Here is a 13,386-nt window from a genome sequence, read left to right on the forward strand (position 1 = left end):
TCCACCAGACGGATGTAGCTATCCCTGGGAAAAAACACCCATTATTTTCAGACTTATTTTTCGCGACAATACGCGTCTTTTTTTAACTCAAATCGGGTAGTTTTGCGGCAGCGTTTTTCTCTATTCCAATAAGCGGCATTAAATTATCAACCGCGGAAGCATAATTAATTGCCGAACTCCAGCCATCATACTCAGCGATTATTTTCGCCGAGGTGGCCTGCCAGACATCCTGCTCAACGCTGAGCAGATCGTTAATGCTCCGCTTGCTCAGGGTGTACTCATTTTTATAGACATCACGGGCGCGCAGGGCATTTTCCAGCTGCTGTTTCCCGGCCTCCATTCTTCCCCGTGCACCGGTCCAGTCCGCCTGCGCGACGGAGGCTTTTTGCAGGACATCAAAACGCGCCTGATCGACCTGAGAGGAAGCCATCGCCCGTGCTCCTTCAGCCTGCCGCACGCGTGCAGAGACCGCGCCGCCCTGATAAAGCGGTGCGTCAATGTTGAGCTGGATCTGGTCGTCCCAGTACGAACGGTTGTCCGACTCGTAACGGGTACGTCCGCCCTTCAGGCTTAGGGTCGGCCAGTGCTGGGACTTCGCCGTTTCCACGCCATACTGGGCTGAGCGCTCCATGTTTTGCGCGGCCATGACCGCCGGTATCAGCGAATAATCAATGCGGTTGAGCGAATCAGGCTCAACAGCGAGATTTGCGGGTACAGGCGAAAAGTTATCGGCCTGCATTCCGGTTAATACCGCGAGCCTTGCGCGGGCGCTGTTTAAGGCGGCGTGATACTGCGCGACCGTCGCCTGCATGCCGGCAATACGCGTGCGGGTCTGGAGCTCATCGGAGGTCGAGCTCACGCCCGCGTCGGCGCGCAGCTTTGCCAGTTGCTCAACATTTTTTAGCGCCTGAACGTTCTCCTTTGCCGCCTGCAGCAGATCGGCATAGCGTTTGACCTCGACATAGCTCAGCGCCGTTTTTTCCGCCACGTCAGAGAGTGTGCTCATCAGCTGGTAGCGATAGCTATCGCGCTGGGCGGAAGACTGGCTGATGCTGTTATTGGTCTTGCCAAAGTCATATATCAGCTGCGTCAGGCTCAGCCCCCACGCGGCTGAATTCTTCAGCGACCCGCTGGAATCGGTGGTCTGGCTATGGCCCGTGCTGCCGTTCAGCGATATTTGCGGCATCCAGCCGCTGCGCGCTTCATCTATTTGCGCCTGACCAATACCGAGTTGCGCGGCCTGCTGACTAATCGACGGATCGCGATCGATAGCAAAAAGAATACTTTCTTTTAAGGTTGTCGTGGCAACCGGGGCAATACCCACCTGACTACTATTGGCGTACGCCGTATTTATGGCTAATGAAATGAATGCCAGTGCTGCTGTAAATCGACGTAACATAGGCTTTCGCAATATCGTCATTTTTATCTCCCTGACTCTGAGTGACACTGAAGCAATTACCCAAAAAGAGGTATAGATAATTAGACAAATATCTTATTTAGCATCCTTGCCGAATTTTAGGTAAAACTCCCCATACCCATTTCCTCTGGAGATGAGATCTGCCTGCGTCTTATTTAAATTAAGAATTTACTTATTTCCTAAAGTGGTTAGCAGCATAACAAAATGCGTTATAAGCCACTACACCCCCAATGTTAATGTGGTGTTACAATTAAGAAAAAAGATGGGGTTTCTGGACAAAACTCTTAAAATGACCTTTCAGATGAAACATATAAACCGACTGTTATTTAAGGAAAATTCTTAATTCGTTACCTGCACATTTTTGCGTTAATTTCCGGGCGGGTCAGACACAAAGATTTTCAAAGAAGTGTCAATTTAAGTAGCCGAACCAGCAAAATTAGAATTTAATGCTATTAATAAACTAGTTAAAGCAATCAAAAACCACACTAGCAACATTCAACAGAATAAAAATCCAGACAATAGGAGTGTAGTGGTTACATAACCCAAATCGTTAAATAAAACATAACAATAACATTATGATTAACATTCAAAACGGCTTGCTTATACCTGTTTAATAAAATTTTAATAATCACGCATCTGAATCATTACCTCACTCCACGACATCAAAACCACGTTGCCCTTCTCTCTGCGTTAAAATGCTGTATTATGCAAACTATTGCGACATTTTGCAGGAACGCACACCGATGCACAAAACCGCACGACAACGCCACGTTCTGGATATCCTGAGCGAGCAAGGCCAGGCCAGCATCACTGAGCTGGCAGAAAAGCTGCAGGTTTCAGCCGATACCATCCGTCGGGATCTGACCGACCTGGAAAACCAGGGGCTGGCGCAGAAGAACCACGGCGGGGCCATCGCGCTGAATCTTTCCGCCATGAATCGCCAGGGCCGCAATACGCTGTTGCCGGAAACCAAACAGCGCCTGGGAAAACAGGTCGCACAGCAGGTTCCTGCGGGTTCTACCCTGTTTCTGGATGCGGGCAGCACGGTGATGGCTGTCGCCTCCTTTCTTCGCGGGCCGCTCACCGTCATTACCACGTCGCTGGATATCGCCCAGCACTTTAGCGACCGGGAAGACGTTGAACTGATCCTGCTCGGCGGGAAATGGGACCATAAGCAGCGCCTGTTTGCCGGAAGCGCCACCTTGTCCTTGCTGTCCCGCTATCGGGCAGATATCGCCATCCTCGGGGCGTGCGCCATTCATGCTGAACTCGGTTTGAGCGCCGGTAAAGAAGCGGATGCCGAGGTTAAACGCGCGATGCTTGACGCAAGCCATGCGCACTGGATTGTTGCCGACCACCTGAAAGTCAACCGCTGCGAGCCGTATCTGGTTTCCGGGTTATCTAACATTCAACAACTCTTTTTAGATCGTCCCTGGCCAGAGCTTGGGGACCCTGGCGCATTGCAGGTCACGGTGTGCGCGAATTAACGTGGAGAAGTTCATGAGTACAGTTCGAACAATTAACATTGCGCTGATCGGGTATGGATTTGTGGGCAAAACTTTCCATGCCCCGTTAATCCAGTCTGTGGACGGGCTTAAGCTGGCCGTGGTCTCTTCTCGTGATGAAGAGAAGGTGAAACGCGATCTGCCGGACGTACAGGTAGTGGCAACACCGGAAGAGGCTATTCAGCATCCTGATGTTGACCTGGTGGTGATTGCCTCCCCCAACGCCACGCACGCCCCGCTGGCGACGCTGGCCCTGAACGCAGGTAAACACGTGGTCGTGGATAAGCCTTTCACCCTCGACATGCAGGAAGCCCGCGACCTGATTGCGCTGGCGGATGAAAAGCAGCGACTGCTTTCTGTCTTCCACAACCGCCGCTGGGACAGCGATTTCCTCGGCATTAAGCAGGTCATTGAGCAAGGCACGCTCGGCAAGGTTAAGCACCTGGAGTCGCATATCGACCGCTTCCGCCCGGAAGTGCGCGTGCGCTGGCGCGAGCAGAATGTCCCCGGGAGTGGCCTGTGGTTTGACCTGGGGCCCCATCTTATCGACCAGACGCTACAGCTCTTTGGTCTGCCGCAGTCGGTTCAGGGGAATATCGCGACGCTGCGCGACGGCGCAGAAATCAACGACTGGGCGCACGTGGTCTTAAACTATCCGGAGCATAAGGTGATTCTGCACGCCAGCATGCTGGTGGCAGGCGGTACGGCGCGCTTTGCCGTCCACGGGGACAAGGGCAGCGTGGTGAAGGCCAGAATCGATCAGCAGGAAGCACAGTTGCTCTCCGGGGTTATCCCTGGGAGTGAAGCCTGGGGCGAAGACAGCGACAGTATGGTGTTCTTTGGCGCTGACGGCGCATCGCAGACGATCCCTACCCCTAAAGGCGATCAGCGCCAGTATTACATCAACGTGCGTGACGCGCTGCTTGGGAAAATCACCAATCCGGTCCACCCGGTTGAGGCATTAGCGGTGATGGCCGTGCTGGAAGCGGCGGTGAAGTCGTCTGAGACGGGGTCAACCCAGGCGCTGGCATTAACAGTTGAAGAGCGTGCTTTGCTGGGTTAAAAACAAGCCGGGTGGCGCTGCGCTTACCCGGCCTACGATTCAGAGCCGTTTGTAGGCCCGTGCAAGCGAAGCGCCGCCGGGCGAGAAGACTACGAACGCTTTTTCGGCATCATGCGCAGAAGAGTATTATCTTTCCAGAAATAGTGATGCATCAGCGCCGCCGCCGCGTGCAGGCCAATCACAAAATAGCCCAGGTTTGCCAGCGTCTCGTGCCACGCCTTCAGCGTATCCACCAGGTCAAAATTGGACTCCGCCGCATGCGGCATCGCCAGGCCAAAGGCAAACCAGTCGCTGCCCCGGTTATACATCATCACAATGCCAATCAGCGGAAGCGCAATAAACAGCAGATACACCACCAGATGCCCCAGATGAGACATCCCCGTCACCATCGCTTTTGGCTTCGGTTGAATCGGCGGCGCGCGGAACTTCAGGCGAACCAGCAGACGCGTCACCATCAGCACCAGAATACCGATCCCGCATGAGACGTGGATCATATTGATCGCCGGACGCGCGGTGCGCGGGAAGAAACCTCTGAACTCCATCGCGCAGTAGGCGACGATGATTAACAGAAACACCAGCCAGTGGATGCCGATTTGCAGGCTTGTATATTTAGTGCGCATGTGATTTCTCGATTAAAAACAGTTACCGCGCCAACATAATCCCCTTTCCTTAAAAATTCATTAACTTTTCTGGATGGTTTTTCAAATACTTCCCCCCGCATGAAGCATCTTCAATTGCCGCCCTGCCCGTGATGGTCTAAGCCTGGATGAGTTCAAACTGTCGCATCGACACGTTTACAGGAGAACACCATGAGTAAAATTGGCATTAACGGCTTTGGACGCATCGGACGTCTTGTTCTGCGTCGCCTTCTTGAAACCCAGGACAGTAATATCGTCGTCGCCATCAACGACCTCACCTCCCCCAAAGTGCTGGCCTACCTGCTCAGGCATGATTCCAACTACGGTGGCTTCCCGTGGAGCGTGGATTTCACCGAGGATGCGCTGATCGTTGACGGTAAAACCATAGCGGTCTATGCCGAAAAAGAGGCAAAGCATATTCCGTGGAAAACCGCCGGTGTGGATATCGTCGTGGAGTGCACCGGTTTTTATACGTCTGAAGAAAAATCACGGGCGCATCTGGACGCGGGCGCGAAGAAGGTGCTGATCTCTGCGCCTGCGGGCGACATGAAAACCATCGTCTACAGCGTGAACGACGACACCATTGACGCCGGTGATACCATCATCTCCGTCGCCTCCTGCACCACCAACTGCCTCGCCCCGCTGGCGAAAGCCCTGAACGACGCGTTTGAAATTAAGGTGGGCACCATGACCACCATTCACGCCTATACCGGTACCCAGGCGCTGGTGGATGGCCCGCGCGGGAAAGATCTTCGCGCCTCGCGGGCGGCGGCAGAGAATATCATTCCGCATACCACCGGCGCCGCCAAAGCCATTGGTCTGGTGATCCCTGCGCTCAGCGGCAAACTAAAAGGCCACGCGCAGCGCGTACCGGTTAAAACGGGCTCCGTTACCGAACTGGTGGCCATTCTGGGCAAGAAAGTGACCGTTGAGGAGATCAACGCCGCGCTGAAAAAGGCGACGCAGGGCAATAAATCGTTCGGGTATACCGATGAAGAGATCGTGTCGTCAGATGTGATTGGTTCACATTATGGTTCAGTGTTTGACGCCACGCAGACGGAGGTGTCAGAAGCGGGAGACCTTCAGCTGGTGAAAGCCGTTGCCTGGTATGACAACGAGTATGGGTTTGTGACGCAGCTGGTGCGGACGCTGGATAAGTTTGCGGCGCTGTGATTTTTCCCACCTACCCCTCACCCTAACCCTCTCCCCAAAGGGGCGAGGGGATTGTTCCGTGCCTAAATTATATTACGTGCACCCTTCAGGACAGGATCCTGCTGCAGCTGTTTCCATGCGGCGGTGACGGCCTCGGGGAATTCAACGTGAGCAATATAATCCCGCCCGGCCGGGCCATAGCCGTTGGCGTTATCATACAGGCGCGGCAGTTCCCCCATAACCAGTGAAAGGTAACGGTCAACGGGCCACAGGCCGGTGTTGCCCTCGCTGAATTCCACGCCCTCGTTTCCGTTTTGCAGTGTCGGCGTAAACCCCGGATGGCTGAGCCACTGCGGTGAAACGGGCTCATCCCGACAAACGCGGGCAAACGTCGCCATCGTGCGGCGCTGCATCGTCGGATCCTGCACCACCAGCACCCGCCCGGTCGTTCGATGACGCTGTTTCAGCAAGTTCCAGCTAAAACGCGCGTTTTCACCGCAGTTGGTGGAGCGATCCTCAACCCACAGCTGCGCCTCGGGGATCTGCCAGAACGCCCGCGCAATGTCGGCAAGAATGCTCGCTTCAGGCCGCCCCGTGACCGGTACGGTGTGGTAACACGGATGATTGCCAATCGCGGTATATAAAAAGCTAGTCGAATGCCCGATGCCGCCGCTAATCAGAAGCGGCACGTCTTGCTGAGAGGCCATCCGGCAGGCCGCGTCAATGGTTGGGATCACCGCGTTTCCTGCCAGAATCACCGCATCGACTTCCGGGAGCGGACGCGTCGCGCTCAGGTCATCCTGCGCCAGCCATTCACCGACAGTATTGATGGCCGCCAGCGTGGCATTCGCCAGAACGGGAAAATGGGGCTGAACCATGGTGAACTCCTCACGTTGTTGAAGCACCGAATTTATCATTTTTCTGAAATAACCAGAAACATCCAAAAATCATCGGGTTGCACCTGCCTATTATGCTTATGATTTCCAGCCTTACAAAACATTGTATTGTACAGGCGTCATGAAAAAGCACCCAGCGCTGCTTATTTCACCGTGATCTGACCAGTTTTATCCCCCCTGCGCTTGCCAAACGCAACATCCAACCCTAAGTTGCTTAACAATTTCACAACCTTTTTCATCATCACAGGTTGCACCTGAAGCGCGCCAGGTGACACCTCTCTCATCATCAACGTGGCGGGGTTTCAGGTCATGACAGAACATGAAAGTACGACGACGGTATTACGAAAAAATAAAAAGGTGTTAATCGCCAGCCTTACCGGGAGCGCCATTGAATGGTTTGACTATTTTCTCTACGGTACGGCGGCCGCGCTGGTCTTCAATAAGATCTTTTTCCCGATGGTCGATCCGGTGATCGGACTCATTCTCTCTTACCTCTCTTTCTCCTTAACCTTCTTTATTCGCCCCATTGGTGGGGTACTTTTCGCCCACATTGGCGACCGCATCGGACGTAAAAAAACCCTCGTGTTGACCCTCTCTTTGATGGGAGGTGCAACCGTCATGATTGGCCTGCTGCCCACTTATGAGATGATTGGCCTGTGGGCGCCCGCTCTGCTGATCCTGATGCGTATCATTCAGGGGATGGGCATTGGCGGTGAATGGGGCGGCGCGCTACTGCTGGCCTATGAATATGCGCCAGAAAAACGTAAAGGCTTCTTCGGCAGTATTCCGCAGGCGGGCGTGACCATCGGCATGCTGATGGCAACTTTTATCGTTTCGCTGATGACCCTGTTCAGCGAGGCGGATTTCCTCTCCTGGGGCTGGCGCATCCCGTTCCTGCTAAGCTCGGTTCTGGTGTTGCTCGGCCTGTGGATCCGCAAAGATATTGATGAAACGCCCGATTTTAAGCGAGTCAAAGCGTCCGGTCAGGTGGCTAAGGCCCCGCTGCGCGATACGCTGAAGCATCACTGGCGCGAAGTGCTGATTGCCGCCGGTCTGAAGGTGGTTGAAACCGCCCCCTTCTACATCTTCTCGACCTTCGTGGTGAGCTATGCCACCAGCACGCTGACGTACCAGAAATCGCAGGCGCTGGAAGCCGTGACGCTGGGTGCGCTGGTGGCGACCATTATGATCCCGCTAATGGGGCTGCTCTCCGATAAGGTAGGCCGTCAGCGCATGTACGCGATCAGCGTCTTCGTGCTGGGCCTGTTTATCGTACCGTGGTTTATGCTGCTCAATACCGGCACCACATGGGGTATCGTGCTCGCGACGATCATCGCCTTTGGCGTGTTGTGGGCCCCTGTCACCGCGGTACTCGGCACGCTGTGCTCTGAAATCTTTAGTGCAAACGTGCGCTACACCGGCATTACTTTAGGCTATCAGCTGGGTGCCGCGCTGGCAGGCGGTACCGCGCCGTTGATTGCCACCGGCCTGCTGGCAAAATACGACGGCGACTGGGTGCCGGTGGCCTGGTATCTTGCCGTCACGGTGACCATTTCTTTAATCGCGATTTTCTGCGCCAGCCGCGTTAAGCGCGCCACTCTCATCCAGGCGCAGCCCGGACGTCTCTGACCGTTCCCGGCCCGTCCTGCGGGCCGCTCTTTTTCCTTAAATTTCCCTTCACCATTTGATTAACATGCGTAAATCATATTCACTTGAATTATCATTTGCGGGAGTCGTAGAATCGCTAGCCCGCTAATTATTCAATCATTTCTAAGGTAAACGACGTTATGCGCCTGCCCGAACGCGACCCTTATGCTCCTCGCGAGTGGCAGCCACATGAGAAACCCGCCCTGCTGGGTTCGCCCTCCACGCCCGAACACAGTACGCCAAAACGCATTGCCTATGGCGTCGTGGGCCTGCTGGTCTGCCTGACGGGGGCGCTGGGCAATGCGGTGGTGACCGCTAACCTGCAAAATTTGCAGGGAACCTTCGGCGCCTGGTCAACCGAAATCGCCTGGCTGCCCGCGGTCTATGTGATGACCAACATCTCCATCAACCTGCTGCTGGTGAAATTCCGCCAGCAGTACGGTTTGCGCGCCTTTACGGAAGGTTTTCTGGTGCTGTACGTACTGGTCACCTTCTTCCATCTTTTCGTAAACGATCTCAGCTCGGCGCTGATGGTTCGCGCCGCGCACGGCATGGTGGCCGCCGCGCTCAGCTCGCTGGGGATTTACTATCAAATCCAGGCCTGGCCTGCGAAGCACCGCCTGAAGGCGCTGACCATCGGCATCACCGGATCGTCGCTCGCCATCCCGCTGGCCCGCCTGTTTTCGACCGAGCTGCTGCAGCTGGACGAGTGGCGCGGGCTCTATTTCTTCGAGCTGGGGCTGGCGCTGATCTCCCTGGCCTGCGTGATAGCCTTAAAACTGCCGCCGGGCGACCGGCGCAAGGTCTTCGAGAAAAAAGACTTTATCACCTTCTTTTTAATGGCCCCCGGGATGGCCCTCCTCTGCGCCGTGCTCTCTTTAGGCCGTCTGGACTGGTGGTTCGAAGCGCCGTGGATCGGCTGGTCGCTGGCGCTATCGCTGGTGCTGATTGTCGCAGCCATCGTCTTTGAACATAACCGCAGCAACCCGCTGCTGAACACCCGCTGGCTGTCGAGCGGCAGCATCGTCCGCCTGGGGCTAATTATGCTGCTGATCCGAATCGTGCTGGCCGAGCAAAACACCGGCGTCATCGGCTGGCTGCAGTACGTGGGCTTACAGAACGAGCAGATGACGCACCTTGCGTGGTCTATTTTCGCCGGGATCGTCTGCGGGATTGTCACCAGCTGTCTCACCATCAAGCCGACGAAGCTGGCGTGGCCAATCATTACCTCCCTGGCGCTGATGATTGTTGCCTCGCTGCTGGACAGCCAGTCCAACAACCTGACCCGTCCGGATCAGCTGATGGTAAGCCAGTTCCTGCTGGGCTTCGGCAGCGCCTTCTTCCTGGCGCCCGCTATGCTGGCCGCCATTGGCGGGGTGATCGCCGATCCGCGTAACCTGGTCAGCTTCTCGGTGATGTTTGGCATGAGCCAGAACCTCGGCGGCCTGCTGGGCTCCGCGATCCTCGGCACCTTCCAGACCTGGCGCGAGAAGTACCACTCCAGCCTGCTGGCGGACCAGCTCACCACGCTCAACCCGCTGGTCAACGAGCGAATTCAGCTTTATACCCAAATGTACAAAAGCCTGATTGGCGACAGCGCGCTGCTGGGCACCCAGGCGATAACGCAGCTGCAAACGGTCACCGCGCTGGAAGCGAATATTCTGGCCTACAACGATACTTATCTGCTGACGGCGAGCATCGCTGCCGCCACGCTGGTCTGGATTTTATGGCGCTTGCTGCGCCTGCGCATCACTGCCCGTCTGGCGCTGAAGAACGCCACCGGCAACAAATAATTGAAACAGTTCTGGAGAGTTTATGAGTCAGCAGGATGCCGCCAAAGAGCAGGCCAACACCCGCAAAAATGTGCGCATTGTTTCCGTTTTCACCGCCGCCGCCATCGGTATCGTCGGCGTGCTGGTGATCCTTTATGCGTGGCAACTGCCGCCGTTCACCCGTCACGCGCAGTTTACCGATAACGCCTACGTGCGCGGCCAGACGACGTTTATCAGCCCGCAGGTGAACGGCTATATCACCGAGGTGAAGGTTCAGGACTTTGAGCAGGTCAAAAAAGGCGACCTGCTGCTGCAGATTGATGACCGTATCTACCGTCAGCGGGTGCACCAGGCCGAGGCGCAGCTGGCGATGAAAATTGCCGCCCTGAATAACAACCTGCAGCAGCGTAAAAGCGCCGAAGCAACGATCGCCAAAAATGACGCTGCGCTGAAAAATGCCCGCGCCCAGAGCCTGAAAAGCCAGGCGGATTTAAAACGGGTGAAAGAGCTGACGGCGGACGGCTCGCTTTCCATTCGCGAGCGCGACGCGGCGCTGGCCAGTGCCGCTCAGGGCAGTGCCGACATCGACCAGGCGAAAGCCGCGCTTGAGATGTCGCGTCAGGATCTGCAGACGGTGATTGTGAACCGCGGTGCGCTGGAGGCGGATGTTGAAAACGCCAAAGCGGCGCTGGAGCTGGCGCAGATTGACCTGCAAAACACCCGCATTGTGGCGCCGCGTGACGGTCAGCTCGGCCAGATCGCCGTGCGTCTCGGGGCCTACGTGACCGCCGGGACGCACCTCACCACCCTGGTGCCGCCGCAGCACTGGGTCATCGCCAACATTAAAGAGACCCAGCTCGCGGAGCTGCGCGTCGGCCAGCCGGTGAAGTTCACCGTTGATGCCCTGAACAACAAAGCGTATCAGGGCCGCGTGGAGAGCATCTCCCCGGCAACCGGCGTGGAGTTCAGCGCCATCACGCCGGACAACGCCACAGGCAACTTTGTCAAAATAGCCCAGCGTATTCCGGTGCGCATTGAGGTGCTCGGTAAGCCAGAAGACTCCGCGCTGCTGCGTCCGGGTATGTCGGTACAGGTGACCATTGATACGCGGGAGGCGAAGTAATGATCCTTCGCCCGATAGCCGTGCTGGTGGCGGCGGTCATGCTGGCCGGATGCCAGTCCGTTGACGTCAAGCCGGCGCAGCCGACGCTGCACATCCCCACCCAGTGGCGCACCGTCTCCGGCCCTGCCAGCCCGACGGAGCAGCTCTGGTGGCGTAATTTCCATGACAACCACCTGAACCGCTATGTGGATCAGGCGCTACAGCATAACAGCGACGTGTTGATCGCCCGCGAACGGATAAACGAGTATCAGGCGCGGGTCTATGCGGCCGACGGCAGCCTGTTTCCCTCGCTTGATGCAGGCGTAACCGGGACGCGCGCCCGTTCACAATCCGCCGCGACCGGGCTGCCGGTTTACGGCACATTGTACAAAGGGAGCCTGACGGCGAGCTATGACGTGGATATCTGGGGCGTCAACCGCAGCACCTCTCGCGCTGCCGAAGCCTCTCTGGCAGCGCAAAAAGCCGCCGCCGCCGCCGCGGATTTGACCGTTGCCTCGTCCGTTGCATCCGGCTACGTCACCCTGCTCTCGCTTGACGAACAGCTGCGCGTGACCGAATCCACGCTGAAATCGCGCGAGGAGGCGTTTAATCTTGCGAAGCGTCAGTTTGAGACGGGCTACAGCTCGCGCCTGGAGCTGATGCAGTCGGATTCCGAACTGCGCTCGACGCGGGCGCAGGTGCCCGTGCTGCAGCACCAGATTGCACAGCAGGAGAATGCCCTGAGCCTGCTGCTGGGAAGCAACCCGGGCGACGTGGCGCGTGGCGAAAGCTTCGCGGCACTGACGCCGCTGACGCTGCCGTCGCATCTGCCTTCTGCGCTTCTTAACCGCCGCCCGGATATCGTTCAGGCCGAACGCCAGCTGGTGGCGGCGGATGCCTCGCTTGCCGCGTCGCGCGCCAGCCTGCTGCCGTCGATCAACCTGACCGCCAGCGGATCGGTTCAGGATCGCACCCTCTCCGGCCTGCTGGACAACCCGCTTCAACTCTGGAACGTCGGGGGCAGTATTCTCGCCCCGCTGCTGAACCGCCAGGCGCTGAATGCGCAGGTAGACATTTCGCAGTCCCAGCGTAACCAGGCGCTGTACGCCTATGAAAAAACCGTGCGTAACGCGTTTGCCGAAGTCAACAACAGCCTTGATGCGATAAGTCGCTATCAGGAACAGCTGACGGAGCTGCTTGCCCAGCAGGATGTGGCGCAGGAGACGCTGCGCATTGCGCAGAATCGCTATCGCAACGGTTATTCCTCCTATCTTGACGTGCTGGACGCGCAGCGCACGCTGTTCTCGGTCCAGACCAGCGTCGTGCAGGTGAAAAATAACCTGCTGCTGGCGCAGATTGATTTGTATAAAGCGCTGGGCGGCGGCTGGGTCAATGTCTGAAGGCGCTTAACGGGCCTGGATTTCGTCACGTAGGCCGGGTAAGGCGTAGCCGCCACCCGGCAATCCCTCCCAAGGAGTCAATCTATGCAACAACAGTGGTCTGCAGTTGATAATTTCATGATTTCTTCGCTTATTCCTGACGATGACGTACTGAATCAGGTGCTGGAAAACAACAAGCGCGCCGGGCTACCCGAACACGATGTCGCCGCCAATCAGGGGCAGCTGCTGGCACTGTTCGTGCGCATGACGCAGGCAAGACGCATTCTTGAGATTGGGACGCTGGGTGCCTACAGCTCAATCTGGATGGCGCGTGCGCTGCCGCCGGACGGTAAGCTGATTACGCTTGAGGCCAATCCGACGCATGCCGGGGTTGCCCGCCAGAATATTCACCTCGCGGGGCTAGACGAACGTATTGAATTAATTGAAGGCCCGGCCCTGAGCTCGCTGGAGAATTTCGGTGAGGTTCCGCCGTTCGACCTGATCTTTATTGATGCCGATAAGCCAAACAATCCCGGCTATCTGGAATGGGCGCTGCACTACTCCCGCCCCGGCACGGTAATTATCGGCGATAACGTGGTACGTGACGGCGAGGTAATCAACGGGGAAAGCGACGACGCGCGCGTGCTGGGCGTGCGGCGTTTTATTGAGATGATGGGGGATAACCCGCGCTTAACCGCCACCGCGCTGCAAACGGTGGGGATTAAGGGTTGGGATGGGTTTACGCTGGCGATTGTAGAACGATAACCAGCCGGGTGGCGGCTACGCCTTACCCGGCCTACCCGTTCTCCCGTAGA

General features: G+C 56.7%; 11 protein-coding genes. 8 read left to right on the plus strand and 3 right to left on the minus strand.

Translation table 11 applies throughout. From position 1 onward, the window contains the following. Positions 1-82 precede the first annotated feature (82 nt). Positions 83-1,420, minus strand: a complete 1,338-nt coding sequence (locus tag ACMGGE_RS05895) for a TolC family outer membrane protein (RefSeq protein ID WP_045910489.1) — start codon at positions 1,418-1,420, stop codon at positions 83-85. A gap of 740 nt (positions 1,421-2,160) precedes the next feature. Here ACMGGE_RS05895 and ACMGGE_RS05900 point away from each other — a divergent pair. Continuing rightward, entirely contained in the window at positions 2,161-2,904 is a 744-nt protein-coding gene (locus ACMGGE_RS05900; protein WP_023618764.1) for a DeoR/GlpR family DNA-binding transcription regulator, read from the plus strand. Between the two features lie 13 nt (positions 2,905-2,917). Beyond that, positions 2,918-3,985, plus strand: coding sequence for an oxidoreductase (locus ACMGGE_RS05905; RefSeq protein ID WP_420293508.1), 1,068 nt, complete (start codon positions 2,918-2,920; stop codon positions 3,983-3,985). An 89-nt stretch (positions 3,986-4,074) separates the two neighbouring features. Here ACMGGE_RS05905 and cybB read toward each other — a convergent pair whose 3' ends face one another. Next, positions 4,075-4,605 (minus strand): cytochrome b561, encoded by a 531-nt coding sequence (cybB, locus tag ACMGGE_RS05910; RefSeq protein ID WP_045910487.1) that lies wholly within the window; start codon positions 4,603-4,605, stop codon positions 4,075-4,077. 189 nt (positions 4,606-4,794) lie between these two features. Here cybB and gap point away from each other — a divergent pair, with 189 nt between their 5' ends. Next, positions 4,795-5,796 carry a type I glyceraldehyde-3-phosphate dehydrogenase gene (gene gap, locus ACMGGE_RS05915; RefSeq protein WP_420293509.1) on the plus strand — a complete coding sequence of 334 codons (1,002 nt, stop codon included), beginning with the start codon at positions 4,795-4,797 and terminating at the stop codon, positions 5,794-5,796. Between the two features lie 62 nt (positions 5,797-5,858). On the opposite strand, the gene ACMGGE_RS05920 is transcribed toward gap, so the two are convergent. Continuing rightward, positions 5,859-6,653, minus strand: coding sequence for a YdcF family protein (locus ACMGGE_RS05920; protein WP_420293510.1), 795 nt, complete (start codon positions 6,651-6,653; stop codon positions 5,859-5,861). A 327-nt stretch (positions 6,654-6,980) separates the two neighbouring features. On the opposite strand from ACMGGE_RS05920, the gene ACMGGE_RS05925 reads away from it, so the two are divergent. The 5 genes from ACMGGE_RS05925 to ACMGGE_RS05945 all read left to right on the plus strand — a co-directional run bounded on the left by ACMGGE_RS05925 (position 6,981) and on the right by ACMGGE_RS05945 (position 13,336). Beyond that, a complete protein-coding gene (locus ACMGGE_RS05925) occupies positions 6,981-8,300 on the plus strand; it encodes an MFS transporter (RefSeq protein ID WP_420293511.1) in 1,320 nt (439 codons plus the stop codon). 158 nt (positions 8,301-8,458) lie between these two features. Continuing rightward, complete coding sequence (locus tag ACMGGE_RS05930; protein ID WP_045910485.1) at positions 8,459-10,111, plus strand: MFS transporter; 1,653 nt, start codon at positions 8,459-8,461, stop codon at positions 10,109-10,111. 22 nt (positions 10,112-10,133) lie between these two features. Further along, on the plus strand, positions 10,134-11,213 hold the full coding sequence (locus ACMGGE_RS05935; RefSeq protein ID WP_262749551.1) for an HlyD family secretion protein: 1,080 nt from the start codon (positions 10,134-10,136) through the stop codon (positions 11,211-11,213). Next, complete coding sequence (locus tag ACMGGE_RS05940) at positions 11,213-12,592, plus strand: efflux transporter outer membrane subunit (protein WP_420293512.1); 1,380 nt, start codon at positions 11,213-11,215, stop codon at positions 12,590-12,592. The genes ACMGGE_RS05935 and ACMGGE_RS05940 overlap by 1 nt, the downstream gene beginning before the upstream one ends. A gap of 84 nt (positions 12,593-12,676) precedes the next feature. Next, positions 12,677-13,336, plus strand: coding sequence for an O-methyltransferase (locus ACMGGE_RS05945; RefSeq protein WP_420293513.1), 660 nt, complete (start codon positions 12,677-12,679; stop codon positions 13,334-13,336). The last annotated feature ends 50 nt before the right edge of the window (positions 13,337-13,386 follow it).

The organism is Enterobacter sp. BNK-22 (assembly GCF_048684805.1).
GTDB classification, from domain to species: Bacteria; Pseudomonadota; Gammaproteobacteria; order Enterobacterales; family Enterobacteriaceae; genus Enterobacter; species Enterobacter quasiroggenkampii.

Coding starts and splice junctions, on each gene's coding strand:
- ACMGGE_RS05935 (WP_262749551.1), top strand. CDS start 10,134: ATGAGTCAGCAGGATGCCGCCAAAGAGCAGGCCAACACCCGCAAAAAT.
- ACMGGE_RS05905 (WP_420293508.1), top strand. CDS start 2,918: ATGAGTACAGTTCGAACAATTAACATTGCGCTGATCGGGTATGGATTT.
- ACMGGE_RS05940 (WP_420293512.1), top strand. CDS start 11,213: ATGATCCTTCGCCCGATAGCCGTGCTGGTGGCGGCGGTCATGCTGGCC.
- ACMGGE_RS05900 (WP_023618764.1), top strand. CDS start 2,161: ATGCACAAAACCGCACGACAACGCCACGTTCTGGATATCCTGAGCGAG.
- ACMGGE_RS05930 (WP_045910485.1), top strand. CDS start 8,459: ATGCGCCTGCCCGAACGCGACCCTTATGCTCCTCGCGAGTGGCAGCCA.
- ACMGGE_RS05945 (WP_420293513.1), top strand. CDS start 12,677: ATGCAACAACAGTGGTCTGCAGTTGATAATTTCATGATTTCTTCGCTT.
- ACMGGE_RS05920 (WP_420293510.1), bottom strand. CDS start 6,653: ATGGTTCAGCCCCATTTTCCCGTTCTGGCGAATGCCACGCTGGCGGCC.
- ACMGGE_RS05895 (WP_045910489.1), bottom strand. CDS start 1,420: ATGACGATATTGCGAAAGCCTATGTTACGTCGATTTACAGCAGCACTG.
- cybB (WP_045910487.1), bottom strand. CDS start 4,605: ATGCGCACTAAATATACAAGCCTGCAAATCGGCATCCACTGGCTGGTG.
- gap (WP_420293509.1), top strand. CDS start 4,795: ATGAGTAAAATTGGCATTAACGGCTTTGGACGCATCGGACGTCTTGTT.
- ACMGGE_RS05925 (WP_420293511.1), top strand. CDS start 6,981: ATGACAGAACATGAAAGTACGACGACGGTATTACGAAAAAATAAAAAG.